At 48.4% G+C, this 26,374-nt stretch carries 31 protein-coding genes and 2 tRNA genes; 11 read left to right on the top strand and 22 right to left on the bottom strand.

Annotation, left to right across the window (positions count from 1 at the left end):
* Positions 1–154: 154 nt before the first annotated feature.
* On the top strand, positions 155–1,177 hold the full coding sequence (locus ACOJUN_RS09150; protein WP_422136327.1) for an HNH endonuclease domain-containing protein: 1,023 nt from the start codon (positions 155–157) through the stop codon (positions 1,175–1,177).
* Here the strand turns inward: ACOJUN_RS09150 and ACOJUN_RS09155 are convergent.
* Positions 1,174–1,797 carry a class I SAM-dependent methyltransferase gene (locus ACOJUN_RS09155; RefSeq protein WP_422136328.1) on the bottom strand — a complete coding sequence of 208 codons (624 nt, stop codon included), beginning with the start codon at positions 1,795–1,797 and terminating at the stop codon, positions 1,174–1,176. The genes ACOJUN_RS09150 and ACOJUN_RS09155 overlap by 4 nt on opposite strands.
* 458 nt (positions 1,798–2,255) lie before the next feature.
* On the opposite strand from ACOJUN_RS09155, the gene ACOJUN_RS09160 reads away from it, so the two are divergent.
* Positions 2,256–2,738 (top strand): hypothetical protein, encoded by a 483-nt coding sequence (locus ACOJUN_RS09160; protein ID WP_422136329.1) that lies wholly within the window; start codon positions 2,256–2,258, stop codon positions 2,736–2,738.
* Positions 2,739–3,114: 376 nt separating this feature from the next.
* Here ACOJUN_RS09160 and ACOJUN_RS09165 read toward each other — a convergent pair whose 3' ends face one another.
* The gene (locus ACOJUN_RS09165) at positions 3,115–6,969 is read right to left on the bottom strand and encodes a phage minor head protein (RefSeq protein WP_422136330.1); all 3,855 of its coding nucleotides are present in this window, start codon (positions 6,967–6,969) and stop codon (positions 3,115–3,117) included.
* A 111-nt stretch (positions 6,970–7,080) separates the two neighbouring features.
* Between ACOJUN_RS09165 and ACOJUN_RS09170 the strand changes: the two genes are divergently transcribed.
* Together ACOJUN_RS09170 and ACOJUN_RS09175 are read left to right on the top strand one after the other, a co-directional pair.
* On the top strand, positions 7,081–7,320 hold the full coding sequence (locus tag ACOJUN_RS09170) for a hypothetical protein (RefSeq protein WP_422136331.1): 240 nt from the start codon (positions 7,081–7,083) through the stop codon (positions 7,318–7,320).
* Positions 7,321–7,338: 18 nt separating this feature from the next.
* A complete protein-coding gene (locus ACOJUN_RS09175; protein ID WP_422136332.1) occupies positions 7,339–7,623 on the top strand; it encodes a flagellar protein FlhE in 285 nt (94 codons plus the stop codon).
* Positions 7,624–7,675: 52 nt separating this feature from the next.
* Here the strand turns inward: ACOJUN_RS09175 and ACOJUN_RS09180 are convergent, their stop codons facing one another.
* Both ACOJUN_RS09180 and ACOJUN_RS09185 read right to left on the bottom strand, forming a co-directional pair.
* Complete coding sequence (locus ACOJUN_RS09180) at positions 7,676–8,176, bottom strand: hypothetical protein (protein WP_422136333.1); 501 nt, start codon at positions 8,174–8,176, stop codon at positions 7,676–7,678.
* Positions 8,177–8,301: 125 nt separating this feature from the next.
* A complete protein-coding gene (locus ACOJUN_RS09185; RefSeq protein ID WP_422136334.1) occupies positions 8,302–9,783 on the bottom strand; it encodes a DUF935 domain-containing protein in 1,482 nt (493 codons plus the stop codon).
* Between the two features lie 83 nt (positions 9,784–9,866).
* On the opposite strand from ACOJUN_RS09185, the gene ACOJUN_RS09190 reads away from it, so the two are divergent.
* Together ACOJUN_RS09190 and ACOJUN_RS09195 are read left to right on the top strand one after the other, a co-directional pair.
* Positions 9,867–10,223 carry a hypothetical protein gene (locus ACOJUN_RS09190; protein WP_422136335.1) on the top strand — a complete coding sequence of 119 codons (357 nt, stop codon included), beginning with the start codon at positions 9,867–9,869 and terminating at the stop codon, positions 10,221–10,223.
* 107 nt (positions 10,224–10,330) lie between these two features.
* Positions 10,331–10,684 (top strand): hypothetical protein, encoded by a 354-nt coding sequence (locus tag ACOJUN_RS09195; RefSeq protein WP_422136336.1) that lies wholly within the window; start codon positions 10,331–10,333, stop codon positions 10,682–10,684.
* A gap of 516 nt (positions 10,685–11,200) precedes the next feature.
* Here ACOJUN_RS09195 and ACOJUN_RS09200 read toward each other — a convergent pair.
* The 7 genes from ACOJUN_RS09200 to ACOJUN_RS09230 all read right to left on the bottom strand — a co-directional run bounded on the left by ACOJUN_RS09200 (position 11,201) and on the right by ACOJUN_RS09230 (position 15,690).
* Positions 11,201–11,407: a hypothetical protein gene (locus ACOJUN_RS09200; RefSeq protein WP_422136337.1), complete on the bottom strand. Its 207-nt coding sequence runs from the start codon at positions 11,405–11,407 to the stop codon at positions 11,201–11,203.
* Complete coding sequence (locus ACOJUN_RS09205; RefSeq protein ID WP_422136338.1) at positions 11,407–11,577, bottom strand: hypothetical protein; 171 nt, start codon at positions 11,575–11,577, stop codon at positions 11,407–11,409. Before ACOJUN_RS09205 ends, ACOJUN_RS09200 begins: the two co-directional genes overlap by 1 nt.
* 45 nt (positions 11,578–11,622) lie before the next feature.
* Complete coding sequence (gene terL, locus ACOJUN_RS09210) at positions 11,623–12,768, bottom strand: phage terminase large subunit (protein WP_422136339.1); 1,146 nt, start codon at positions 12,766–12,768, stop codon at positions 11,623–11,625.
* Positions 12,765–13,211: a hypothetical protein gene (locus ACOJUN_RS09215; protein WP_422136340.1), complete on the bottom strand. Its 447-nt coding sequence runs from the start codon at positions 13,209–13,211 to the stop codon at positions 12,765–12,767. The genes terL and ACOJUN_RS09215 overlap by 4 nt, the downstream gene beginning before the upstream one ends.
* A gap of 130 nt (positions 13,212–13,341) precedes the next feature.
* Positions 13,342–13,704, bottom strand: coding sequence for an RING finger domain-containing protein (locus ACOJUN_RS09220; protein ID WP_422136341.1), 363 nt, complete (start codon positions 13,702–13,704; stop codon positions 13,342–13,344).
* Between the two features lie 256 nt (positions 13,705–13,960).
* Entirely contained in the window at positions 13,961–15,325 is a 1,365-nt protein-coding gene (locus tag ACOJUN_RS09225; protein WP_422136342.1) for a DNA modification methylase, read from the bottom strand.
* On the bottom strand, positions 15,322–15,690 hold the full coding sequence (locus ACOJUN_RS09230; RefSeq protein ID WP_422136343.1) for a DNA methyltransferase: 369 nt from the start codon (positions 15,688–15,690) through the stop codon (positions 15,322–15,324). The genes ACOJUN_RS09225 and ACOJUN_RS09230 overlap by 4 nt, the downstream gene beginning before the upstream one ends.
* A 31-nt stretch (positions 15,691–15,721) precedes the next feature.
* Between ACOJUN_RS09230 and ACOJUN_RS09235 the strand changes: the two genes are divergently transcribed.
* On the top strand, positions 15,722–16,141 hold the full coding sequence (locus ACOJUN_RS09235; RefSeq protein ID WP_422136344.1) for a hypothetical protein: 420 nt from the start codon (positions 15,722–15,724) through the stop codon (positions 16,139–16,141).
* 300 nt (positions 16,142–16,441) lie between these two features.
* Here ACOJUN_RS09235 and ACOJUN_RS09240 read toward each other — a convergent pair.
* Both ACOJUN_RS09240 and ACOJUN_RS09245 read right to left on the bottom strand, forming a co-directional pair.
* Positions 16,442–16,528 (bottom strand) — tRNA-Leu (locus tag ACOJUN_RS09240).
* Positions 16,529–16,580: 52 nt separating this feature from the next.
* Positions 16,581–16,667: transfer RNA gene (locus tag ACOJUN_RS09245), tRNA-Leu, on the bottom strand.
* Positions 16,668–16,896: 229 nt separating this feature from the next.
* Between ACOJUN_RS09245 and ACOJUN_RS09250 the strand changes: the two genes are divergently transcribed.
* Positions 16,897–17,958, top strand: coding sequence for a hypothetical protein (locus ACOJUN_RS09250; protein ID WP_422136345.1), 1,062 nt, complete (start codon positions 16,897–16,899; stop codon positions 17,956–17,958).
* Positions 17,959–17,995: 37 nt separating this feature from the next.
* Here ACOJUN_RS09250 and ACOJUN_RS09255 read toward each other — a convergent pair whose 3' ends face one another.
* The 8 genes from ACOJUN_RS09255 to alc form a co-directional block, all read right to left on the bottom strand.
* Positions 17,996–18,271, bottom strand: a complete 276-nt coding sequence (locus tag ACOJUN_RS09255; RefSeq protein ID WP_422136346.1) for an HU family DNA-binding protein — start codon at positions 18,269–18,271, stop codon at positions 17,996–17,998.
* Between the two features lie 131 nt (positions 18,272–18,402).
* Complete coding sequence (locus tag ACOJUN_RS09260) at positions 18,403–18,570, bottom strand: rubredoxin (protein ID WP_422136347.1); 168 nt, start codon at positions 18,568–18,570, stop codon at positions 18,403–18,405.
* Positions 18,571–18,743: 173 nt separating this feature from the next.
* Positions 18,744–19,940, bottom strand: a complete 1,197-nt coding sequence (locus ACOJUN_RS09265) for a urate hydroxylase PuuD (RefSeq protein WP_422136348.1) — start codon at positions 19,938–19,940, stop codon at positions 18,744–18,746.
* A gap of 2 nt (positions 19,941–19,942) precedes the next feature.
* A complete protein-coding gene (gene guaD / locus ACOJUN_RS09270) occupies positions 19,943–21,253 on the bottom strand; it encodes a guanine deaminase (protein ID WP_422136349.1) in 1,311 nt (436 codons plus the stop codon).
* The gene (locus ACOJUN_RS09275; RefSeq protein WP_422136350.1) at positions 21,250–21,768 is read right to left on the bottom strand and encodes an ureidoglycolate lyase; all 519 of its coding nucleotides are present in this window, start codon (positions 21,766–21,768) and stop codon (positions 21,250–21,252) included. Before ACOJUN_RS09275 ends, guaD begins: the two co-directional genes overlap by 4 nt.
* A 119-nt stretch (positions 21,769–21,887) precedes the next feature.
* Entirely contained in the window at positions 21,888–22,226 is a 339-nt protein-coding gene (gene uraH / locus ACOJUN_RS09280) for a hydroxyisourate hydrolase (protein ID WP_422136351.1), read from the bottom strand.
* Positions 22,226–22,759: a 2-oxo-4-hydroxy-4-carboxy-5-ureidoimidazoline decarboxylase gene (gene uraD, locus ACOJUN_RS09285; protein ID WP_422136352.1), complete on the bottom strand. Its 534-nt coding sequence runs from the start codon at positions 22,757–22,759 to the stop codon at positions 22,226–22,228. The genes uraH and uraD overlap by 1 nt, the downstream gene beginning before the upstream one ends.
* Positions 22,756–23,784, bottom strand: a complete 1,029-nt coding sequence (gene alc / locus ACOJUN_RS09290; RefSeq protein ID WP_422136353.1) for an allantoicase — start codon at positions 23,782–23,784, stop codon at positions 22,756–22,758. Before alc ends, uraD begins: the two co-directional genes overlap by 4 nt.
* Before the next feature lie 206 nt (positions 23,785–23,990).
* On the opposite strand from alc, the gene puuE reads away from it, so the two are divergent.
* Entirely contained in the window at positions 23,991–24,923 is a 933-nt protein-coding gene (gene puuE / locus ACOJUN_RS09295; RefSeq protein ID WP_422136354.1) for an allantoinase PuuE, read from the top strand.
* 85 nt (positions 24,924–25,008) lie between these two features.
* Here puuE and ACOJUN_RS09300 read toward each other — a convergent pair whose 3' ends face one another.
* The gene (locus ACOJUN_RS09300; RefSeq protein WP_422136355.1) at positions 25,009–25,572 is read right to left on the bottom strand and encodes a helix-turn-helix transcriptional regulator; all 564 of its coding nucleotides are present in this window, start codon (positions 25,570–25,572) and stop codon (positions 25,009–25,011) included.
* A gap of 179 nt (positions 25,573–25,751) precedes the next feature.
* Between ACOJUN_RS09300 and ACOJUN_RS09305 the strand changes: the two genes are divergently transcribed.
* Positions 25,752–26,033 (top strand): hypothetical protein, encoded by a 282-nt coding sequence (locus ACOJUN_RS09305; protein WP_422136356.1) that lies wholly within the window; start codon positions 25,752–25,754, stop codon positions 26,031–26,033.
* Between the two features lie 25 nt (positions 26,034–26,058).
* Positions 26,059–26,298 (top strand): hypothetical protein, encoded by a 240-nt coding sequence (locus ACOJUN_RS09310; protein ID WP_422136357.1) that lies wholly within the window; start codon positions 26,059–26,061, stop codon positions 26,296–26,298.
* The last annotated feature ends 76 nt before the right edge of the window (positions 26,299–26,374 follow it).

The following is a 26,374-nucleotide window of genomic DNA, read 5'->3' on the forward strand; positions in this document are numbered from 1 at the left end:
TTTACCTCTTTAATCAAAAATCGATCCGAAGACTACCTGGTACTTGTGTAGCAATATCTACATATAATTAAATATAATTACATATAAAATTATAACTTCAAAAAGTATTAAATAATGCCTTTCCACACATTTATGGACGATCTGGGGGGGTGCAGTGTCTCAATTTTACGATGTTGAACCATCGCTTGATAATTACTGGCGCAGCATTATTCTTTTCGGCAACAATGTAGCTTCTTACAAATTTGCCCTTGCCTGTTCTCTTTATGAGTTGTCCAACTCAAGCGATGATTTTATCTCTCTGGAACAGCTGGCAGGCCCATTCTCTCGCCATATCTGTGAGCATCTGAAAGAGGCACCAAAACAGACGACATCAAGATCCAGTAAGTTTCTGTCAGCATGTTCAGATTTCAATCTTGGTAGGGTTGATGAGGATTATCTCTGTGCCCAAACAGTAAGACTCGGTTTTCAAAATGTCATTGACGCCTTTCACAATGTTAATCGTCGTGAAGTCGACAAACGCTTTTTCATAGATGAGCGTAAAACGACTAACAAAGGCATCCGACTTACAGAAAATTTTTACACCCTCATGGCATCAGAAGCCATAAACAGCATAAAACCCGAAACCGATGCTCGTTGGCGATTGGTAGAAAGTGCTTGGCAGTCAGGCCTTGCAAGAAATCTCTTGCGTGTTGAGCATGACCACCATAGCAAGCAACTATTCACTCATCTGAATGACCGCAGGGTAAACATTACCAGCTCCAGAGACAGCTTGAACGGCTACCAGAAAGGAAGATGTTTTTACTGTTTTGATCATATATCCATTCAATCAGGGGCGACCGACCTTGCTGATGTAGACCATTTTTTTCCATGGTCAATCAGAGAGTACATACCCACTATTGATGGTATCTGGAACCTTGTTCTTGCCTGTCAGAGCTGTAACAGAGGGGAGGATGGTAAGTTTGCTCAGCTTCCACATATTGACTATCTGTACAGACTTCATGCCAGAAATGAGTATTTTATCAACAGCCATCTGCCTATCAGAGAGACTTTGATTCAACAAACAGGCAAAACAAAAGCATTACGTAAAGCATTCCTCCAGCACAGCTACGATCAGGCTAAATTTCAACTTCTGCATAGTTGGAAAAAGCCCGAACCTCGTGGATCGAGAATCTTTTAATCATTCAGGCCTAAAATTACATTTAGCCATTGCTCAGTGGCTCTTTCTGGCCTTAGGTCACGGGTGGTCCAGCTGTTGTGAATCCATAGCTCAGTTGAGCTCAGCATGTTTTGTAATAGAGCGTCATCCATATACGTAAAATGACGTCCATCCCGTAATGCCTCACCCCGCCCGTATTTAAAGGAACAGTAAAAATAGCCGCCCGGGACCAAAAAACCAGCCAGGTGGTTAATGGTTGCAGCGAGATCTGAATAAGGAACATGAAGCAGGGAGGCGCAAGCCCAGATTCCATCAAACTGTCGTTTTGTTTGAAACTCATCAAACAGGCAAGTCTGAACTGTCAGACCCGTTAGCTGAGAGGCCATTGCTGCAAGATTGGCGCTGGCATCAAATGCAGTGACTTTGTAGCCCCGGTTAAGAAAAGCTCTGGCATCCCGGCCTGAACCACAACCAGCGTCAAGGATATGCCCTCCATTGGGAATCAATGGTAGGAAAAACTTATAAAGTTCCCGAGCATCAACGCCAACAGTTGAACTATAAAATTGCAGCGCATTTTTCTGGTAAAAATCTGAGGTGGTGGTCATGGCTTGGCTTGTAGTGTTTTGCAGTAAATCTATCATGTTGATAATACCGAATGAGGTTCGGAATGAATAACATGTCATTTTATAAAAAGCCTTCAGCACTTCATTAGGGATTGCCTGTAAATAATGTCATTTCTTAAGCAGGTCTGCACTGATCCGTACTCGCTTTATAAAGCAAAGAGGCAACTTTTTGTCTGCCAATGAAATACAACTGTGCACCAAGGTGGCGGGTAAGGAGCCTGGTCTGCGTAGTCAGACATTGTAGTGTTTGACATCCTTCACCACTGATTTCTTTGAATCAGTCGTGGAGGATGTCAAAATAATGCAGGTCACACTGGGCGGGTCAAAAATCTTTTAACAGCAATGAATGCCACCCTGCTCTGGGCATCAACCGATGCCTGTGAACAGGCGGTCAATAATTTTGCCAAGTGCCTTTGTGACATTCTCGATTGTCTACTAAGCTCATCGCTCACACAACAAACTGTAAAGGTAAATGTATGAGCCTTGAGGCAAGAGTTGAAAGACTTGAGGAGCAACATAGACAGATGGACGCTAACATGCACAGTCTGGTGAAGGTTTGCGCAGACACACAGAGCATTGCTATGACTAACCAGCATGACATTGCAGACTTAAAGTTGGATATTGCAGGGGTCAAATCTGAGGTTATCAGGGTTAAATCTGATCTTTCGGCACTGACACAAGCAACACTTGCAGGCTTTAAGAGAGTTGATGAACGTTTTGACGAACAAGATAAGCGTTTTGACGAACACGATAAGCGTTTTGACGAACACGATAAGCGTTTTGACGAACACGATAAGCGTTTTGACAAGATTGATAAACGACTCGACGCACACGATAAGCGCTTTGACGAACACGATAAGCGCTTTGACAGGATTGATGAACGCTTCGACGAGCACGATAAGCGCTTTGACAAGATTGAAGAAACACTTGCCATCATCGTGAATCATCTCAAAAAATAACCACGTCATTTAATAGCAAAATCCAGCGGCTTGTCTACGACAGCCGCTGATATACTGGCGTAGTGCAGGTATACATCAGAACTGTTTACAGAAAGATAGTACTTCCACGATCTGAAAGCCAAATGCTTGCCTGACCATGAAGGATTAGTATCCGGCCACAAAATACTGGAAGTGAAGAAGACTCAAATCCGGAAAAACCAGCAAGTAAGGGATGAGAGAGAATAAAAAGGAAGAGAGATGAGAGAGCCGGGAATTTACCGGTTTTCTTGCCATGAATCACACGACAAGATCTTGAGGATTGGTGCCCAGGAGAAGACTCGAACTTCCACGCCCTTTCGGACACTAGCACCTGAAGATACTACCACAGCCTTATAATTCAAAAACTTACCAAATTAATTGGTTCTTTTGATATGGCTTTGAGTTGCCTGATATCTGTTTTTCTGTGCTGTTGAACGTAATGATCAGCAGTACGACCGTAGGCATCGTGACTGTAGGATATGGCATCCACTCTGGCTGCCTGTTTTGATTTCCAGACGAATCCCTCTTTCTCGTATGCGGTATTCTTTTTTCGAATCCTGGTAAAGAAGTAGTTGGCACCACCAGAGTACAGGTCTTCGGAGTACGACATTCCACCCAGCTTTATGCCTCTACGGATTTTATCGGTGGTAGATGCCATCTGACCGCCTGAGCTGAGGACGTTCTTCAGGGTTTCAACGATGTTTTTCTCAGCAGTATTCTCATGGAATATTCGATAGTCCTTTTCAAAACCTTTAAAGGCTTTGTCTTCCAGAACCTCAGGTCGATAGTGAACTCTGCGACCATGACCGAATGCCTGATGTTGCCCCATGGGTTGATAGGAAGGGCTGTTCTTTAGATCCAACTCTAATGTTTCGCTGAGTGAACTGAGCTTCAGATCTATGCGTTCCTGCTGGTCATCCATTCCCTTGGTCAGGTTGGACAGTTTCTTATCCTGCTTGTGGATGTAGGACAGCTTATCAAGATAGAGTTCCTCAATATCCAGTGCAGAAGTCCGCTGGCTGTCTATGCCCAGTTCAGTGATGGCATCAAAGATCTTGAGTGCATCGTCCTGCTTATTGCCGGGTACCTCAATTTCCACCCTGCCCTGCAGGGCAAAGCGCACGTCATATTCTCCCTGGGGCCAAAAGCGTATGGTGGCACCATTCACTTTAGTTTCGTAATGGCTGGTACCCACTAACTCCTTTGATTTCCCATGTCTCTGGTGACCTCTGTCGAAGCTTGAAAGGCCATACTCAGTGTTCTTCTTCTGCCACTGCAGGCCACTAGTCTTTGTGTCGGACTTGGCTGGTTTAATAGTGAACTTCTCGTAGAATCCCAAGTTTTTGTCCCAGCTCGGTATCTCGCCAGATACCTGGTTTGTTCGAACCTGCGACAGTTGACTAATGAAGGGCCCTGTCTTTTTATTGAACTCCATCAAATCTTTATTAGGACGAAGTTTCTTAGCAACGTCTTCTGTGAGTATTTTTTTAATCTCCTCGTATCGTTCAATAGCAGCATCAATATATCCAAAAACATGAGGTTCCAGTGCCATGTCGTTGTCTGCTCTGTGGGCGACTGACTTAACCGCTTTGATGATTAAGCCATGAAGGTCGTCATACTGCTTGCCATCTTGAGTCTGGCTGAGTGTTCTTTCCAGCTTTCTCATAGCAGTAGGCATGAGTTTGAAATAGGCACCTGTTTGCTGTTTACCTTCCGGGCTTTGCTTGTGATATAGAAGGACGTTGTGGTCTTCAATATCGCCTTTGTCAGTGGCTATGGCATAACCGTTGGATCGACTGTTCTTGATCTGCTCATGTTCCAGGCGAGTGATCGGAGTGCTGATTGTTGGCTGAGCCTGTTTTTTCTGGACGGCTTCAGGGAATTGTTTAGCTATGTCTTTTTGCCTGGCCACCAATGTGTTGACCAGTTTGGTTCGCTCACGTTTCGTGGTCGGTCCGTAGGCTTCTACCATTTCTTCTATTTGTTGCCTGCTGAGGCTCAGTACTTTCCTGGCACCTGTCACCATGTCGTCTTTAGTGACATTGGCAAAGACCGCTGCTGACTGAGGGTTCATGCCCGTGTCTCTCAGGCTCTCAATTTCCAGTACTTCCTTGCCGAATGCTTGCCCTTTCTGACCTCCCTGGGCTCGATAGCGAAGGGCTCCACCCACATCGATGTGAATGGCCTTGCTGCCTTTGATGAGCAGGTTGTCATAACCAAGACCGGCCACATCCCAGTTGGCTAACCAGGCATCCACCATAAAGTTGTCGTTGATTCCCTGAATTTTCCCGCTGGCCAGCTGACTGCCATCCTGCTGCAGGTCTTCTATGATCTCGGAGGCAATGCGTACTGTTTTGCCTTCTTTCATCAGATGCAGGGTTGGCACATCTACGCCTGCAGCTTCATAGAGCTTGGCTGCTAATACTTCATTTCTAGCGATGTCCTCGCTGGCGGGTTCTTTGACGTAGTACTTCTTGCCTGTCGTTGTGTCCTGGTAGATGCCTCCCGGGTTGGAGCCTTTCTGGTTGCCGATCTTGGTAAGGTTTGACCACTCCGGCGCTTTTGCCTGTGGCTCCACAGTGGTGGGTGCTGGGTCTGTTTTCTCGACCGGATTTGAGGTGGTTTGCTTTGTCTTTTTCGGTACTGTGACTACTGGCTCACTGGCAGCAGCTTTCTTGGCCACATCCACTTTGGCCAGAAACGTATCTTTCGCTGCATCATCCAGGCTGTTGAAAGCAGCTTGCTGTCCGGGTGTTGGCAGCTTGCCTTCCAGCACTTTTTTCTTGTAGCCAGATAACTTGGCAGCGACTTCTTTCTTCGCTTGCTCAAGTTTGTATTGTTCTTCCACCAGCTGGAGCAGTTTCACCGGAGTCAGATTTTCTGCCTCACCTGACTTCTCGAGCTTTTGCAGTATCTGGTGCTTGAGTGTCTGTCCCTTTGGGTTGTCTTTAATGTCTTTCAGAGTTGCCTTTGCCTGATATTGGCCTGTCTTTAATTCGATGGCATCGTCAATGGCTAACTGAGCTTCTCCCGGGAGGTTGTCGTAGGCTGCCTGAGCTTTGGAACTGGGCTGCTTGTCACTGACCTTGGCTTTTTTGTACTGATTCAGGAGTACGGATTGCTCGATGCTGGTGGCTTTCGTTTTTGCTTTGGCTAATAGCTCTGTGGAGCTGAGTCCGGCACTGCCTTTCTGCTTGTTCAGCTGCTTGATAGCATTGGCCAGATAGGGTGTATTCTCACTGATGGCAGTATCCAGCTGGTGCTGAGCAGCTCTCTCCAGTGTTTTCTTCTTCTGCCGTTCAAAAGCACCATCGATTTCTGACTGGCCCAGCTTTTTCAGAGCCTGGTTTGCTGCCAGCTGGGTCATGTAGGCTTGCTGGGCTTTTTTGATAGCCTGGTCACTGACTTTGTTGGCTTGTTGTTGGGCGATGGTCAGCTGACCGATTTTTTCTTGCTTGACCTGTTTCAGATGATCAAGTCTGCGTTTGCCGGGGTTATGATCCCAGCCGGGATCAAGATCAGCAGGGACGTTGCGTACTTTGCCTGTTCTGGAGTTTGTCCATAACCGCTTCTTGATCTTGGGTTTGGGTGAGAGACTAATGCCCTGCTGTTTCATCTCATCACGGGTCATTTGAATGACGCCACAGCGACAATTCCAGCCATTGGGCGGGTAGTGAGTCTGCCAGAAAGGGTCATCCACGGGTCGAGCAGTGCCGTTCCACTGTTGATGTTCTGGTCGGGTCCGATGATCTTCTACTGCGTCGTACATCAGGTAGGGAGCGGTTTCCTTGTTGGCATCGATACTCTGCCACTGACCTACCGCATAGGCGCTTTGGAGATTGGTTCTGAAGATGTTCTCCAGACGGGAGGCACTGCCCAGCTGCGCTTTGATGACTTTGCCGGTGAGCGGGTCGACCACATCCTTTTTGCCCCACCAGCCAGCTTTCTGCAGTCTGGGGATCATCTGTCGTTTGAATTCGTTCAGGGTAAGACCGTCGTCGATGGCCTTGTCCAGATGCTTCTCAACCGTGGACAGCAGATCGTTGTCCATCATCTTGGCCACTGTCAGTGCTGCGTCGTTTTCTTCGCCGATCATGTCCATCCAGCTGAAGCTGGTGGTTAATCCTTTGCTTTGGAAGTGGCGGATAGCATCTTCGGGCTTGAGGCCAAATGAAGTCGTGAGTTCAAAAAAGTTAAAAATCTCTGTGGCCATAAAAAGCTCCTCTGGTAGTAGGAGCTTCTTTGCTGTGGCTTTTCTTGATCAGTCAGGAATATTCCGTTACCTTTTTTTATTCCTACCTAAAATCTCAAAGGAATGAGACCAATGAAATTGCTTAATCGCAACTTTTTTGCTTTGTTGATTCTGATTTTTTCTTCTCTGACGTTCTCCATCACTTCTAATGCTTCAGAATCCATCCCAATGAAAAAGCATAAGTTTGAATTGCTTGGTGATGCTAATGCTGCTCCTGCCCTTGGTCTGATGGCACAGCCTTTTAACGCCTCCACTATTACTGGAGCATGGGCTGACTCTGTGACTGGACCGACTATGTATCTTAGAGGGTAGTACTATATTTCCTCTTTGATGGGATCTACAACTTCCATTCCAACCAATGCCACAGTGACTCTTGTTCAGTGGAACTGGAACATTGCCAATAAACCGGCAGGGCTGATTGTATATCTCTGCGATACTATCGGTGGTTGTTTAAACGTATCTGGCTATCAATCAGCTGGTAGTGAGGCTTTCCGGGGACGCTCTGCAAACGCAGAGTACTATTTTGCTTTCGGTGTGCCTGGTAGCGGTAACATTTCGCCAGTACCTTTTGGTATGACAAATAACATTATCGTGAACTGGACAAGTAACAATTGATCCTGGATTTTTTGAGGTGAGAACCAGCATTCTCACCTTTTAATGTCCCATCTCAAATATACCCTATCTTCAGTTTGAAGCTCTCTGGCAGGTTAGCATACAGATCGAATATTTTTTTCATGATCTCAATAGATGAGGTGCCTTCAGCCCTTTCTTTTTCATACAATTCGATTCTCTGTTGCCTGAAGAAATCAGCCTCAGCTTCGAATTTTGGTCTGTAGCTAGTGTCAGTGACCGGTGTTCCATCCAGGTACTTATGGTCAGCGATTCTTGGGCTGGTTGGTGCTGGAACAAGGAGAAAATTAATACCATAGGCAAATTGTTTTGCGTCAACAGCAGCTTCTCTTGGGTTGTTTTTATAATACTCGATCTCTTTAGGATTTAATGTGTATGCCTGTTTTGTACTGATCTTACTCAAATCCCTTGCTTGCTGACTGATCTGAACTTGAACTTCTTTATTACCTGAAGGAGTCTGAGATGCTGAAAGAGGGTTTTTTGCAACACCTGTAGCTGCTGTATTGTATCGGTTTGTTGAGATTGAACCAATTTCCATGAAGGTATCCTCTAAATATGCAGATATTCGTTCTATCGCTCAGGTCTTCTTTTTTTTTAGTACAGAGTTCGATCTGCTTATGACAGCAATATGAGTCAGAAAGCATTTTGTTTTATGCACTCTCTTCATGTCGATTTTTGAATACCCCCCATCAACCTCCCAAAAAACGAAGCATTCCTCACCTGCTCTACCGCCTCATTAGCAGGCGGCTCTTCCATCATCTGGGTTAGATTTTCCCTGAACGTCTCTACATCCCCGGTTTCCTCCATATATTGCAGCAACTGCTCCACCCGCTTGCCATACATCTCCTTATACTGACTTCCCAAATACTCAGCCGCATCCACAATGGCCTGCATATCGGCCCGATGTGCTGCTCGTTTCTGAGTCAGACTACTAATCTCCGAAAACTCCGCAGGTAGCTCCGGTGAGCCTTTCCCCACAGGCGGCAGAGGACTGCTTTCTTTTTTCTTCCAGCCGGGGCCGTAGACTTCTGTAATGTATTCTTCGGAAGGCTCGTAGCCGAGCGTACTGATCTTGTTGTCCCGTTCTGCCCGTTGCATCAGATCTTCTTCAGGCTCGGTGTTTCTCCAGACTCGGGGTGGGGTGGCGTTAGGAAAGTTCCATTCAGTCAGCCATTTGATGACTTGCTGGTTCAGGCTCTCACACACCAGGTCTGCATCACTCTTGATAACCGAGCGAGCTACTCCCTGATGGACTTCAGCCTGGCTGCGACTGCTGCCATCGTCAGTGGTCATGGTTTGGCTGAGGATGACTTTGCTGATGGCTTTGTCCATACGCTGACAGAGCACGTCATAGTCTGCGGTGCCGGATCGAGCCGCCTCGATCAGCTCGATGACAATATTGTCCGGTACCACTATGCCGCTGTCGGTTTGTATGGCATCTAATGCCGCCAATGCTTTGTCTCGTTCGATGGGATCTTGTGCCTGTCCGGGTGGCAGCTTGGCCGCTGCAGTGGGCATGCCGAACTTCTCCAGAAAGATCAGCCAGAACTTAATGCCGTTGCGCTTGAAGAAGGTGGGCCAGTAGAGCGCATGAGCCAGACCGAGGCCGTAAGGGTTATCACTGTGGTCAGCACCGGCTGAAAAGACCCAGAACTTATTCTCAGGCATCAGCTTGCCGTTGGGGTTCTGGACGTTGATCAGTCTCAGGCGGTTTTGCACATCGAACTTGAAACGGGACCTGTCCCTGATCTTGACCGTGTCCAGGGTGATCCGATGACCATCTGTTTGCCAGAGACATTCTGCTACCGAGAGGCCATAGAAAACGCCGTACAGCATCTTGTCGGTAATATCATCAAACACCAGCTGAGTAAGTTGCTGTTTGATAAACTCTGCGGCTGCTACATCTTCAGGACTTTCACTGGCAGGCTCTACATCCCACTCTGACTGTGTGACAGCCAGACGTCTTTGCTGGAAACAGGACTTTACCTGGTCATCACGCAGGATCTCTTCGTAAAGCTTTAGGTCACGGCCTCGTTGTTGTAAGACAGTGTCAGGGTTTGACAGTAACAGTGACGTATAAGCCTTGGCCATGCGTATGCCATGGTCGGCCTTTGCGATTTCTCCGAGACTGGCTTTCCCTGCCATGATAGTATCCTTCTTGGTATGGTCGGTGATGATATTATACCTTATGTACGGCATATCCAGTGCTATGTGTCTAAGGAGTAAGTTTGAAACCCGCAATTTTCATTTTAATCGTAGCGTGGATAGTATCTGTAATCGCTTTGATTACAGACCTTTTGGGTTATACCGCTTCAATGACCTTGTTTGGTAGAACTGGAGCAGTTTTAACCTTATTTGCAGTCGTACTTGAGTATAAAATTTCCACAAAAGGTCAAAAAAATACATCCCATAAACCGGATGGGCGAATTTCATTGGGGGCTGTAGGTAATGCTGTTCTCCTGACAGATGGAGAGAAATGCGCTCAATATTTTGCGCATATATCAGTCATTCTTGGCACATTCATTTGGGGCTTTGGTGACTTGGTTCTCCGGTTTACCAACACATGCCAAGTCATTCCATGTTGACGCCTACGGCGTACCTGAATGAGGCGTTAGCATTCTCTACAACAATCACACTGTTCTTTCACTATTCGACTATAAATATAAAGATTCCAACATGGAGTAAATAAGTAATGCTTATCAGTATCAAAAACAGAGATGATGTTTTCTATTACGAGTTCAATAGTCTTGTAAAGACCGAAGGTTATGCTCAGGGAATATTACATGAATATTATATAAATCCAGAATCTCTTTGTTCTTTCAAGATTTGTGAAAATCTAGAGCATAGCTTTTCATTTGGTGGTGTGGGCTGTGATGAATGTCGGAAATCAATAGTTCTTAATTTTGGTGGAACAATCGAAGTTTTAGCTTTTGAAGATAGTGCTGTGGGTGAATATCATAGAATTAAGCGAGAGCTACTAGAGCACTTTGAGGATAAAAGTGAGTCAGTTTCTGAGGTGCAGTCAAAAGCCAGCAGCTCAAAATAGTCCGAATGCTAACAAAAAATACCAAGGGACGCCATTGGCGACCCTGAATTTGGCATTATGCCGCTGAATTAAGTCTTGTCAGTCTTACATGTAACTGAGCAAGGTTATTGAACTTCTGTCCCCAATACGATTTAGGCTCATCCTTCACCCTGCCCAATTTCATGTAAAAAAACGGGTTCCCTTTATCATGCTTATCTAGGAACTCCAGTAACACTCTGCCAGTGTATGTCTCTAACGACATCGCTTACCTCAGTACAAATGCAACATAATAGCAGCATTGTCTGGGAGTCGCTGACGCTGGCCCTTCAGTCATCGGAGCAGCCTGCTTTTTTTATCACCGATATAAGCGACAAGGTTATCAGTCTGTTCATTCATCAGAACAAACAGGGGCAATGCCGCATAATAAATACTCCCAGTTCGTTCTCTTCGCCCACCCGACGCCGCCTTTGGCGGCTCGGCTTCAGCAGGAGACATTCTCTAAATAAAATCAGCTCTGCCCGCGTCCGCTTAATGCTGTCATCCGCTGAGCTGCTGAATCTTCCGCCACTTCGGATAGGGCATCCCTTTAATGTTCTCACCACGTTCCAGAAAACCCAGAGCCTCCAGAGCTTCGCACTGATCTCTAAACTTCCCAATGGTGCAGTACCAGGCTTTGAAGTTCATGTCTCTTATCATGAGTGCCGAGTCCAGATCCGTAGCCTCTATCAATTCATCAAATGTCATCAGTATCCTCTGAAGTCGTTGTTGCCTCGCACACTGCCGTAACCTCTATCGGAGTCGATTCTGCTGTCGCCCAGAGCTTCTGCTCCCACCCGCTTCTTACCGCTGGCGGCAAAGTCAAAGCTGGCCTGATTCTCATGGGCCCACTTGAGAAACTGACTGGTGCTGCCCACCTGATCATCGTGAGGTGCCAGAGGGAAGATGGTCAGCTCGATCTCTTAGTCCAATAACCAGGGAGCCACTTCTGGCAGAAAAACCATGCCTGCTTCAAACAGGCTTGATACGGCGATAACTCGATCCACTTTGTTGATGCCCTTGGGACCTATGGCAATCACCGGAATACGCACTTTGCTCTGGTTCATATCCACGCCAGCTTTCAGCTCCTGAATCAGGCTTTGGCCGCTGCCCTTGTCTTCTATCAGGACGCCCTGTGGCCGCCAGGCTTCGTATAAGCTGGCTGCTGCCCGCTCCAGTGCCGGGTACTCCATACGTTCTCTGAAGACATCCAGCAGGTACCATCCCTGTCGTGTTTCGCCCCAGGTGGTGCAGACACTGGGATCGTTCACCTGTTCTGGTTTATAAGCGGTATCCCAGCTTTGAATAACACGCAAAAATTCCGAGGGCTGAACGTTGTACCGCTTGAACCACTGTGCCTTGAGCAGGCCGCCTTCGGGTGTAGCGTTCCAGTCACCTTTCAGCCATGCCTGAACCAGCCAGGAGGGACCTGACTTGCGTATTCTGGCGATATACTTCGGGTCGTTCTGCATCAGTAGCTGGTTGTCTTCCAGACGACTGGGGATATAAATACGCTTCTCGCCGCTGCTTTCATCCGTCACTGGACGCATACCCAATGGAGCCGGATCGATGTAACGTTTCTTGATCCACTCATGGCCGGGTCCGCCCGGGTTGGCACTGACATTGAAGCTGGAGGGAATACCGTAGGGGTTACGCAGTGTGGCGTTCAGTTTGTCGATGGGCGCTGGGTCTGGAAAGTTGCCGCCTTCGTCTATGTAGATATCGGTGTAGCTGTGTCCCTGGTATTTGCCTGCATCGGCATCCCGCTCCAGGCTTCTGAGTCGGAGCATGGCTCCGTTGGCCATGATCCAGGTGCTTTTCTGGGCTTTCCAGGTGGCTCCCAGTGGTGTGAATATCTCCTGGCTGCGGCCTATCACCTCATCCAGCTCTGGCATGCTGCGTCGCACAAAGAGCCCTTTGCTTTTGCCGCCATAGTGCTGGCTTCGCATCAGCCACTTGCCCAGAAAACCATCGGTCTTGCCACCACCACGGGCACCGCCGTATAGAATGTCTTCGATGGGACAGGTGAGCAGTGCCGTCTGCGGACCGGGCGGTGACCAGGTGATCACTCTTGTTCCTGCTCGTCCTGGTGGTAATGCTTGATCCAGTCTTCCAGTGCCATGGGGGTCGGAACAACAACAACGCCTTGCTGTATCTCTTCGCCATCGGGTGTTGTGTGAGCTATCTTCTGGGGTGCCTCAAAGCCGTAGATCTTGGCTCGCTGGTCTATGGCTTTCATGATTCTGTCCATGGCCTGCAGATCACCCTTGAGAGCCAGCTTCATGGCCTCTCTGATAATCCAGTCCAGTCGTTGTAGATCGAGGGTCTTGTTGAGCTTGGCCAGCTGACGAGTTTCTTCCTGAATCTCTTGCAGAGCATTCTTCACTGCCTTGTAAGCAGCCGTCTTGGAGACCCCTAATTGGTCGCCGACTTGCTGGTAGGAAAGACCAAGTGTACGGAGTTCTAACGACTTTCGTTTTAACTCACTGGTTTTTAAGCGTTTTTTGTCCATTTCCTTGGCCTCATCGTTAACTTCCTTATGCGTTAACCTTTCTTACTATTTTATCTCCTTTAGATTCTTGATGATTTTTATTGTTGTTTTAACTGCCTTTCGATCAGGTTCTGCCTTTTCACAACGGCTCCTACCTATGTAACCGAGCCCAGTGATCAATAGCTCTCTCGTAGATGACTTCCCGGCAATCTGGAGAAAACGTTGCGCTTTGGATCAAACCAAGCTCTGGTGGCCTGTCAAGCAATGGTTGTGCTTCCCTGTCCCCGAGACTGTGTCTGCAATAAGGACAGGTTGTATTTTCCGACAGCCATTTACTCAGGCAGTCTTCGTGAAACATATGGCGGCATTCTTCGAGAACCCTGACTTCCCTTCCGTCAAAAGCTTCGAAACAAATAGGGCAATCACCGGTCGCCTCTTGATAAGGCGATGATGGACTATTAGGGTCGGCGGGTAGTGTGTTGGGTGGTGTGTTGGGTGGTGTAATTCCGTTCATATCCTTTCTCCTCTCTCTGTTTTTCAAATAACTTATAGTTTTAGATCATTGTCTATCCATTTAGTTCCCCGTGTTTATTTTTTTGTTTAACATTTCTAATCCCTGAGGTTATGTGTGTGGTTATTTTTACTGTATAAATCCATACAGATAAGTTATCTATTAACACTTTCAAAACATAAAATCTTTGACTGCCTGACTGGTGACTATTGTGAATGCTTTCTTTTCCATGCCTGTGCTGCTCGGTCTTTAGAAGTTTTTAATTCCGGCTCTTAATCAAATCATCCAGCGATTGACCGCTTTGACTGTGGATGATTTCTACATCCGGATACTTTCGCCTGAAACGTTCCAGTGCCACATCGCAGTATTCAGGTGCCAGTTCCATTGCATACATTTTTCGGCCAGCTTGCTCAGCGGCGATCAGACTGGTCCCTGATCCTGAGAATGGTTCATAGCAAATATCATCCTCGTCTGTGAAGGCTTCGATAAAGTGCTGAGGCAGTGCGACTGGAAAGACCGCCGGATGATCGATGCCATCGCCGATACTGCCTTTCTGACGCATGATTCGGATAACGCTGTCCGGTATTTTAAAGTCTTGGATGGGTTGGCCAGCATGGGTCCAGCCACCGACATCACCATCGACTTGTCGAATTCCGCCGGCATTTCTATCATGGCTGACTTCACCGGCACCTTCGCAGGGTACAATCTTGTTGGGTTTTCGCTTCTGCTTGTTGAAGTGAAAGATCAACTCAAAGGCAGGGGCAAATCTGCCTGCCCAGTCACCCGGCATACCGGGTCCCTGATCCCAAACGTATAAACCAAACCTTCGCCAGCCACCGATACTCATCCACTCTAGCCAGTCCTTCCAGTAAGGCAACCACTCATTTTTGTGGTGTATCAATCCAAGGTTAACTAACACCTGGCCGCTTTTGTGCAGAGCACTGCCGAGGGTGCTTCCTCCAAAGACGCCGGTCATTAATTTGTCCCAGTCGCTGATACCATCTGTGGTGTAGTCTCTCTGGTTGCCATAGGGCGGGCTGGTAAAACAGAGTCGTGCTTTGCGGCCGTCCATCAATAGATCAACGCTTTGTGGATCTGTGCTGCTGCCACACATGAGCCGATGTTCATCGATCTGCCAAATGTCACCTGATTGCGTGACCTTAGGTGCGCTGAGTATTTCTTCTTCGGGTTCTTCTGCTACGACTGTTTCTGTGTCTTGTGGATAATCCGGCTCAAGTTCTGCCAGCAGTTCCAGCAGTCCATCGTTGTCTGTTTCAACCTGGCTCAGCAAGGCTTCGAGCATTTCTGCGTTGCTGTCTGCCAGAGCGCTGATAGGGTCCAGGGTGGCAAGGGCCAGTTTCTCTTCTTCCTCTGTGAGGTCGACGTAAATGACCGGCACTTCTTTGGCTTTGTGTTTTTTGGCCAGCTCTACACGCAGGTGGCCATCTATCAAACGGCCCGTTCGCTGATTAACGATGATTTGCTGAATCCATCCCAACTCATCGAGTGCGCCTTTCATTGCTCTTTGCTGGGACTGCGGGTGGACTCGCCAGTTGTCTGGGTTCACTAATAGCTTCTGGGGATCCTCGGTACCCTGGCCTGTGATGCGCTGCTTCCATGTCATGCTTTGAACTCCTGTCCATTCTCATGCTTGGCCACTTGCCCGGTGAATTCCTGCCACCGCTTGATAATCACATCGCAGTATCTTGGGTCCAGTTCCATGAGCCGGGCTTGTCTTTTGAGTTTTTCGCAGGCAATCAGGGTAGTGCCTGAGCCTCCACACAGGTCGAGCACCCGGTCCTGGCGAGTGCTGCTGTTGCGAATCATATGCACCACCAGAGAAACAGGTTTCTTATTTTTTTGACGAGGCACATTTTTTAACAGCAATGAATGCCAACCTGCTGTAGGCGTCAGCCGATGCCTGTGAGCAGGTGGTCTATAGTTTTGCCAAGTGCCTTCGTGACGGCCTCGATTGTCTACTATGCTCATCGCTCACACAATAAACTGTAAAGGTAAATGTATGAGCCTTGAGGCAAGAGTTGAAAGACTTGAGGAGCAACATAGACAGATGGACGCTAACATGCACAGTCTGGTGAAGGTTTGCGCAGACACACAGAGCATTACAATGACTAACCAGCATGACATTGCAGACTTAAAGTTGGATATTGCAGGGGTCAAATCTGAGGTTATCAGGGTTAAATCTGATCTTTCGGCATTGACACAAGCGACACTTGCAGGTTTCAAGAGAGTCGATGAACGTTTTGAAGAACACGATAGGCGCTTTGACGAACACGATAAGCGCTTTGACAGGATTGATAAACGACTCGACGAACACGATAAGCGCTTTGACAGGATTGATGGACGCTTCGATGAGCACGATAAGCGCTTTGACAAGATTGAAGAAACACTCGCCATCATCGTGAATCATCTCAAAAAATAACCACGTCATCTAATACCAAAATCCAGCGGCTTGTCTACGACAGCCGCTGATTTACTGGCGTAGTGCGGGTATACATCAGAACTGTTTACAGAAAGATGGTACTTCCACGATCTGAAAGCCAAATGCTTGCCTGACCATGAAGGATTAGTATCCGGCCACAAAATACTGGAAGTGAAGAAGGCTCATATCCGGAAAAACCAGCAAGTAAGTGATGCGAGAGAATAAAAAGGAAGAGAGATGAGAGAGCCGGGAATTTTACCGGTTTTCTTGCCATGAATCACACGACAAGATCTTGAGGATTGGTGCCCAGGAGAAGACTCGAACTTCCACGCCCTTTCGGACACTAGCACCTGAAGCTAGCGCGTCTACCAATTCCGCCACCTGGGCCTGTCACTTAAATTGTACGGACTTTGCGTCCTGCCCAATCATTGTTAATGATTGGTGCCCAGGAGAAGACTCGAACTTCCACGCCCTTTCGGACACTAGCACCTGAAGCTAGCGCGTCTACCAATTCCGCCACCTGGGCCCTGTGATCAGCAGTAGGCTGGTCAACAAGTGCGGCGAATGTTAGGGATTTAAAGCGAAAGTGTCAACACCCCGGTCGAAAAATAGGGGTTCGGAATGTACGCTATAAGCATTTGAACGACGATGAAGGTCTGGCGGGCTTTTGATGTAAACCCGGACTGATAGAGGCTACTCACTATGATTTGTGAAAAGACAGGCTCTGGTTCCTGAAGACATCTTAGGAGGACATCATGAAAGTGAATGAAAAACAGCACCGATTTCTGCAAGCAACACTGGAGAACTGGTACCGGGATGGTCTTCTGGATGAAGTTAAAAAGGAAGCCCTGCTGGACTCTCTGGACGTGCACTCCTTTCAGTGGCGTATGTTGGCTCAATACGCTTTTTGGGCTGCATTGTCTTCCATGGTGCTATCCCTGTTAGCGGTGGTTATGGATGAGGCTCTGATGGCATGGCTGGAGCGTTTATTGACTCTTCAGGACGGCACCCGAAGTTTGTTTTTTGCTGCGTTGTCAGTTGGTTTTTATCTGTTTGGCGGTTGGTTCAAGTCCCGTCAGACAGGCCGTGTCTTTAGTCAGGAGCTTGTTTTTTTTCTGGGCGCTGCATCCACAGCGGCTTCCATTTACTACCTGGGTCGGGCCGTTTATACAGGAAGTGGCCACTATTCGCTGCTATTACTTCTTGGTGCCGTGATCTATCTGGTGCTGGCGTTACTGCTGGAATCGCTGTTGCTCTGGGTTTTGTGTCTAGGAGCATTGGCTTTCTGGTTTTTTGCTGAAACGACTTACTGGGCTGGTGGTTACTATCAGCCGTTTTTCGGGATGAGCTATCCCTTGCGATTTCTTTTCTTCAGTTTGGTGGTTCTTCTGTTGGGCTATGGCCTGCCCTTTTTTAAACGAACCAGAGCCTTTTTTGATGTGACTCAGTTTATTTCCTTAATGATGCTTTTCGTGTGCTTGTGGATTTTGTCCATGACGAGTAATTACAACTACGGGCTTAAAGCCCTTGAGGCATCAGAAATGCAGCTTTGGTTATGGCGACTGGCCATGGCGGCAGCGTCAGGTTTGGCGATGTTTATCGGTTTTTGCAGAGATGACTCTATTCTGAGAATCAGCGGAATCTCCTTTTTGTTGCTGAATCTGTATACCCGGTTCTTTGAGTACGCTTGGGAAGAGATAAATACAGCACTGTTTTTTGCATTGCTGGCGCTTAGTTTCTGGCTGCTGGGAAGATACTCAGAGAGGCTCTGGCTGTCTGGAAAAAGAAAGGTTTCAATAAATGAGGTTGTTCTGTAAGCAGAGCAACCTCGGGTATTATTGGGCTCAGCCGGTATCAGCCGTTAACTGCGTCTTTCAATGATTTACCTGGTTTGAAGGCGACCGTATTGCTGGCAGCAATCTGAATCGGCTCTCCTGTTTGCGGGTTTTTACCTGTGCGTGCGGCTCTGCTGCGTTGCAGGAATGTACCAAAGCCTACAAGGCTGACAGTGTCTTCTTGTTTCAGAGCGGAGGTTATGACTTCAATCATGGCGTTGAGTGCCTGATTGGCTTGTTCTTTTGTCAGATCTGCCTGATCGGCAATGGCGTTAACGAGTTCTGGTTTACGCATGGTGTCATGCACTCCTTCTTGTTTTTCTTTCTTCCGATGGATAAGCAGTCATGAACAGACTAAAACACTGTAAAGGTTAGAGCAATAGGCTTTCTCGTGAAAAACACGGGAATCGGATTATTTCGACCAAATTAGCCAATTTTGACCATTTCAAAGTCTTCTTTGCCGACACCACAGTCAGGACAGTGCCAGTCTTCAGGAACATCCTCCCAGCGAGTACCCGGCTCAACCCCCTCATCAGGCCAGCCCTGTTCTTCGTCATAGATAAAACCGCAAACAACACACTGCCATTTCTTCATGTCTGTCTCCATTAATGGCCATTTAAAAGTCAGTGACGACTGTCTCAATCTTATACAATGAAAGCTGCTCGGGGGTGAAAAAAAGGGCAAGGAAAAAGCATTGGAATAACAATAACACCCCGGGCTCTGTTTTTGACAGAGCCCGGGGTGATGAAAACTGTGACCTTGTTCTCCTATTCAGATTTCAGCTGCTGATACCACTGCCCCAGAAGCTGGCGTTCTTCTTCCGTCATCTCTGTACGGTTTGCCAGTGGCATGATCTGTGTCTGAACGGACTGACTGTAGATTTTGTCCGCTTTGCTGGCGATGGATTCATAATCGTCAAAGATCAGGCCACCTGGCGCTGTCTGGAAGAGAGGGTCAGTTGGCTTGGCCCCATGACAGGTAGAACAGCGGCTGGTGACAATCTCGACAATTTCCTGTTTGTCAAAAGCGGGTGCTTTTGCAACCTCGGATATTGGAGCCATTTGTGGTCGTATAACAAACGCCAGACTCAACATGACAACGGCAGCGGCAGGCCAGAGCCAGGTTAATACAGCACCCTGGTTACGACGGTTAAAGAAGTGTCGGATCAGAATCGCAGCCAGCGACAGGGCAGCAAGAATCGCCCAGTTCCAGTCATGACCATAAGTCATTGGGTAATGGCCGCTGATCATGATAAACAACAGCGGCAGGGTGAAGTAGTTGTTGTGCCTGGAGCGAAGCAGTGCATGTTGGGCAATGGCCGGATCAAAGCTGTTATCACCTCTTTGTGCTGCGTCAACCAGCTTCCTCTGGGACGGGATGATAATCCGGAAGACATTACCCACCATCAGGGTTCCGATCAGGGCACCAACGTGGATATAAGCTGCTCTGTCGCTGAACAGTTGCGCATATCCCCAGGCGGCAAAAACAATCAGCCCAAAGAGTACCGCGCTGAACAGTCTTTCATTTTTAAACAATGGCGTTCGGCAAAGAAAGTCATAAGCCAGCCAGCTCACGAACAGGCTGAATAGGCTGACCGCAATAGCTGAGGCCGGGGACAGTGAAGAGTCTGACGACAGCAGATAACTTTCTGCTCCCCAGTAGTAGATGATGGCCAGCAGGCCAAAGCCACTGAGCCAGGTAACATAAGCTTCCCATTTGAACCAGTGCAGGGTTTCCGGCATTTTCTCCGGTGCCAGATGGTATTTGTTTACTTCATAGAAGCCACCACCGTGCACAGCCCATAATTCCCCTTTAATACCTTTTTTCTGTTTTGCCTGAGGAGCTTTTTCCAACCGGCCTTCCAGCCAGTTGAAGTAAAAGGAGGCACCAATCCAGGCAATACCTGCTGTGACGTGCAACCATCGAAAAATCAGGTTCAACCAGTCTTGTATATAGGATTCCATACTCAGCTTCTTCCTCGAGTTTCCTGGCCCATGATAATGGCTTTTTCAATGACCCGGTCGTCACCCATTACCATCAGTACACCCAGCAACTCTTCAAGTGTTTGTGTTTTCTCTGTTCTGAATTTCAACAAAGGTGTGGCTTCGGGATTAAGCACCAGAAAGTCTGCCTCGTTGCCGACCCGGAAACTGCCAATGCGGTCATCGAGATGCAGGGCTCTGGCCCCACCCAGAGTGGCCAGGTAGAAAGCTTGAAGAGGAGATATCGTATTCTCACCCAACTGAGATACCTGATAAGCGTCTTTCATCGTGTTCAACAGACAAAGACTGGTGCCACCACCCACGTCTGTGCCCAGCCCGACACGAATATTTTTGTTTTTAGCATTAGAAAAACGGAATAAACCGCTGCCCAGGAACAGGTTGGAACCCGGACAGCAGGCAATGGATGAATCACTTTCAGCCATTCGCTCCCAACTCTCGTCGCACAGATGGATGGAGTGGGCAAAGATCGAGCGGGGACCCAGCAGACCGTGCTGGTCATAAACATCCAGATAATTTTTACTGTCAGGAAACAGTTCCTGAACCCACTCTATTTCTTTGGGGTTTTCAGACAGGTGGGTATGCAGGTAGAGACCGTTATGTTCTCTGAGCAGTCTTCCAGCCAGGGTGAGCTGCTCGGAAGAAGAGGTTGGAGCAAAGCGGGGAGTGACGGCATAAGACAATCGACCCTTGTTGTGCCAGCGATCAATCAGTTGCTTTGACTCTTCATAGCTGCTTTCCGGGGTGTCGAGCAGGTAGTCTGGCGCATTGCGATCCATCATGACCTTGCCGGCAATCATACGCATCTTGCGCTTTTGCGCAGCTTCAAAGAAAGCATCAACTGATTGGGGAGAGACTGTGCCAAAAACCAGTGCGGTAGTCGTTCCACTGTTCAGGCACTGATCCAGAAACAACTCTGCAATGTCCCGGGCATATTCAGGATCTGAAAAGCGGGCTTCAGCAGGAAAAGTATACTGTTCCAGCCAGTCCAGCAGTTGCACTCCGCAACCTGCCATGACTTCCAGCTGGGGATAGTGCACATGAGTATCGATAAATCCCGGTATGATCAGCCTGCCTGAAAGGTCTCTGATTTCACAGTCTTCCGGCAGTTCTTGCAATAAGTTCTTGGCAGGGCCGCAGGCTTTGATACAACCCGACTCAACCAATAGTCCACCGTCGTCAAAGTATTCCCAGCTTTGTTCTCCCTTATCGGGATCGTCCAGAAAGTGGAGTACAGAAGCACGCCAGAAAACAGGGGTAGTTGCAGTGCTCGTCATAAGGGTGCTCCCACGGTCAGGGAAAGGTGGGCAGGGATTAAAACTTCGTCACAGTTGTGTCCTGGCCCGGCCCGGTCAATCACCAGATAGGAGATTCCGTCACCGGCAGAGAGTAGCGGATGATGCCAGGTGCCCGGATGGTAATTAATGCCCTGGGAACCATCAGTGATGAAACAGCGAATATGATTAAAGTCCGGCTCCGAGTGGTTATCAGGAGCAACAACAATCAAAAACGGCTGCTGCTCCAGGGGCATAAAGGTCTGGCTGCCCAGAGGGTGGCGTTCCAGCAAATCCAGTTGGTAGGGCTGTTTGATGGCTTGCGTGTGGTAAATATGAATAGCCACTTCCCCCACGGCATCGGTTTGAATTCGGGTGAGATCGTTAAACTTACGACAGCGGCCCTGATTGATGATCATGGCGTCACCACAGGCTTCGATCACATCGCCGAAGGGTTTGAAAGCTTCGGCAGACAAGGGCTCTACAGGGAGAGCCCGGGTGGTTAACGTGGTTGGCATGGAATGCCTCTTTATATTTATTTTCTGTTAGCTCAGGGCTTTTTGGGGCTAAGGGCTTTTCGCTAAGCGCTTTGCAACGCTGTTCATGTTTGACTTACAGACCTTATGAACAATGGAAATCAGCTACCTCTGTAAGTCGAATACCCAAAGGGAGATATCAGCAATGGCACATGGTGGTGGCGATTGTCGCTGACTTCAAAAATGACCGGGACTTCCGGATAAAAGCATTTTTGTTCCAGCCGGTTAAAGTAATCCTGAATCGCAAAGTCCAGCTTATAAATGCCTTCCGGAAGGTTTACTTCGTCCGTAGTCAGACTGTTTACTCTTCCGTCGGCGTTTGTTTTGCCCCGTCCAACCTCTACCCAGCTGTCTTCAGCCTGTTTGTATAGAGTGACAGGAACCTGGTCGGCAGGATGGCCACGAGCTGTGTCGAGGATATGAGTACTGATCCCGGTCATTAAATTACTCCTTCTTTGGCCAAAGAGGTGTTCTTGAGCATTTTGCACAGGCGAATACTGGTTATTTTATGCTGTTCAGCCGCTGCAATGGAGAGTTCTTCCTCTGGCTCGTTACTCAAACGTTCCTCCAGCAGCGTCAGCATCTCGCTGGCACTTTTGCCGGTAGCGCAGACAATGAAGATATAGCCAAACTGCCGTTCGTACTGTTCGTTGCCTTCAGCCAGTGCCTGGAGGGTTTTTTCATTGGCCTCATCGACGCCGGACTGCTCATGGCCTGCCATGGTTTGAGTATTCCTGTATTTTTCTTTCAGGCTGTTGATGTCACCGATTTTCGGGTGGGCATCAAACGCTTCCAGGTAGTCGGGCTTCTGGCAGTGAGACCAAACGGCATTAGCAGCAATCAGCAGGCTTTCAATATTAGCAAAGGGTCTTGCTGCTACCATGGACTCAACCCACTGACCGCTGGCACAACACTGACGAAAAGTTTCTGATGCCTGCTCTTCGCTCAGGGTATTCAGTTCGTTCAATGTCATTTTGTGGGCTCCGGCTGACCGACAACTCTCAATCTTGATACGCCACCATCGGGGAAAATATTCAGGCGAACATGGGTGTATATTTCCTGAGTATTTTCCAGATTCTCTACAAAAGAGTGATTACGGTGAGCATGAAGTTTCTGTTCGCTCAGGATCGGGCGCCATTGTGCCGTGTCATCAGGCACATCTCCCTCAAAATAACAGCCTTCCAGGCTTCCTCTGTCAGGATAGTTTCCTTTGAAGTGCAGGGTATCAATCTCAACCCGACCAATTTTACCGGGTGTCGCCAGCCTGATGATCATCCAGTCGTGACCGCCATTGCGTCTTCTGCGGGTTTCCCAGCCATCATGCATATCGGCACCGCGACCCGGACGAAGCAGGTTTTGCATCGGACTGAAGAAAGCGTCTGAACAGCTGACAGGGCGGGCTCCATTCATCAGAGCCGATAGATCAACGGGTTCGTTGGGAAGAAGGTGTTGAGTGTTAAAGAGGATTTTTCCATAAACTCTCAGGCGGGCAACACCGCCATCGGGGAAAATGGTCAGACGAATATGAGTGGCTTCGACAGGTTGGTCCAGACAGATCAGATTTCGGTGGTCGGCATCAACCGCCATTCTTGCAGTCATAGGCTGCCATTGACTTTGTTCACTGGGGTCAGATTCGCTGGCGATGTATTCCAGCTGAACGGCGCCCGGTGCATTACCTTTGAAGTGGCGGGTATCGACTTCTACCCCTTCCACCATTCCCGGGGTCGCAAGTCTGACGATGACCCAGTCATGATCGCCGCTGCGGCGTCGGCGGGACTCCCAGCCGTCCATCCATTTGCCGTAAGCCGTGTACTTTTCCGGAAGAAAAACCGGCTCGGAGTCCAGCAAAAGGTTGTCTTTTTCAGCAAAGAAGTCATCGCTTGCAGACAGTACATCTCCACCCAGGGCACGGGCGGCCAGATCGACTTTTGTCTGTCGCCATAGCAGGGCTTCGTCAGGGCCGTCAGTGGTTGTTGAGCCATCAGTCATTGTATTCATCGCATATCCTGATTTTTGTTGGTTTTTTATTGGAGTATTATTGTCCCCAGCTAAAAGGGCATATTTTTCTGTGTTCTGGCAAAATGGATGTTGTAAATTATAAGCAAAATGTTGACCAAATGGTCAGACTTTGGGAGTTTATGCCATAGATACTACAGGTCAATCAATATATTGATTTAAACAAAAAAAATAAGTCGGAGTTTGCCATGAATCTCAGTGATAACCACTACCCCAGAGACTTAACAGGGTATGGAAATACCCCACCTCATCCGCAATGGCCGGGGCAGTCGCGGATTGCCGTTCAGTTTGTCATAAATTACGAGGAAGGTGGTGAAAACTCTGTACTTCATGGTGACAGGGGTTCAGAAGCTTTCCTTTCCGAAATTATTGGTGCCCAGTCGTATGAGGGGATGCGCCATATCAGTATGGAATCTATCTACGATTATGGGGCCAGGGCCGGTTTCTGGCGGCTGCACCGTATCTTCACCCAGAGAAATATTCCTGTGACGGTGTATGCCGTAGCCATGGCCATGCAGCGGAACCCCCAGGCGGTTGAGGCCATGCTGAAGGCTGACTGGGAGATAGCCAGTCACGGCTATCGCTGGATTGATTACCAGTTTCACGATCCTGATGAAGAGCGTGAGCACATGCATAAGGCCATTCAAATTCATACAGAAATGACCGGTCAGAGACCTTCCGGTTGGTACACAGGCCGCTGCAGCCCCCAAACAGAGCAGCTGGTGGCAGAAGAGGGAAGTTTTCTCTACCACGCAGACAGTTATGCAGACGATCTGCCTTATTGGGATACCCGATTTGATCAGCCGCAGTTAGTCGTGCCTTATACACTGGACTGCAATGATATGCGTTTTGCGACCGCTCAGGGTTTTAATTCTGGCGATCAGTTTTTCAGTTATCTGAAAGATGCGTTTGATGTGCTCTATGATGAGGGAGCCGATCATCCAAAGATGATGTCAGTAGGGTTGCATTGTCGTTTGGTAGGCAGACCGGGTCGTGCGGCTGCACTGATGCGTTTCCTTGATTATGTGCAGTCGAAGGAAAAAGTATGGCTATGCACCCGTGAGCAGATTGCCCGCCACTGGCATGAGCATCATCCCTGCAACGAGACCGGTGCTCAATAGATTAATATCGCTGAGCCCGTTTGAACCCTATTAATGGTCAGCGCAGATGGTGGCCATTGGGGAAATCGTAGATTCATTAAACTATCTATGGCGGCGCCCCTCGTTTGGGAAGTTCGTCAATCACCTGCCAGCAGCGGCCAAAAGCTTTCAGCTGATCAGGGTCTGAACTTCTGGTGGCTGAGGCCAGGTTAAGATGCCGATTGGCCTTTGCCAACTCCAGCAACGAATCATCAATCTCGTACTGTTTATTTTCTCTCAGCCAGGTCAGCAAGGTTTCAAGAGGCCAGAGTGCCTGTTTGCCCTCGTGAACCGGGGCGGGAAAACTCTCTGGATTACTGGTCATCAGTTTTCGCATATTCTGTCTTGAGAAACCCAGTAGCTCCGCTGTGTCCGTCAGCCCAACGAGGTCCGGTGAAGCTTCAAGAAGCCTGATATCAGGAATCACTGCTTTCACGTCCCGTATTGCGCTGCCAACGGCATCAGCAGCACTGGTGCCATCCCGGTCGAACATCATGGCCATTCGCCCTGCCTGACCAATACCAATCAACATGTCATTGCAACCCGCCTCGCCCAGCGCTTCGATAATATCATCAACGTCCTGAGCGCACTCTTTGATGCTGAAACGAAGGGTAAATTCATAGGATTTCATAATGGGTAAAATTCAAAAACTTAGTGATGACTATTCAGGTTGTCAATTGACAACCTGAAAGTTTTTATTCAAAGGCAAGCCGAACAGTCTGGTATAAAATCTCAGTTCGCCATTCGAGTGTGTCGCAAAACTCTGGTTCCCATGCTTTTAGGCTCTTTGGATTCCAGCGTGAGAACGAGTTGACTCCCGTCATTCCCGACTTCATTCTCGTCATTCCCGACTTCATTCTCGTCATTCCCGGCTTCATTCTCGTCATTCCCGGCTTCATTCTCGTCATTCCCGACTTCATTCTCGTCATTCCCGACTTCATTCTCGTCATTCCCGACTTCATTCTCGTCATTCCCGCGAAGGCGGGAATCCACACTGACTCACCTCCAGAACCATACTGCCCGGTGACCCCCTGGCCTTGTCATCCCCGACTTCATTCTCGTCATTCCCGCGAAGGCGGGAATCCACACTGACTCACCTCCAGAACCGTACTGCCCGGTGACCCCCTGGCCTTGTTATCCCCGAGAAGGTAGAGATCCACCGTTGGCGCTGGATTCCCGCCTTCGCGGGAATGACGACCTCAGAGCATGGGAACGAGCTGTTGGAGTCTTGCGACACTCTCAGAGCATGGGAGCGAGTTGTTGGGCTTTCGCGACAACCTCAGAGCGTGGGAACGAGTTGTTAGAGTTTTGCGACAGCCTCCTTCGCGGGAATGACGACCTCAGAGCATGGGAATGAGCTGTTGGAGTTTTGCGATGGAGTTTTGCGACACCCTCTTTAGGGTGGGGAGGATGTCATGCCAGTACTATGGATC

This window comes from Endozoicomonas sp. ALD040, from assembly GCF_049275945.1.
Taxonomy (GTDB): Bacteria; Pseudomonadota; Gammaproteobacteria; order Pseudomonadales; family Endozoicomonadaceae; genus Endozoicomonas_A.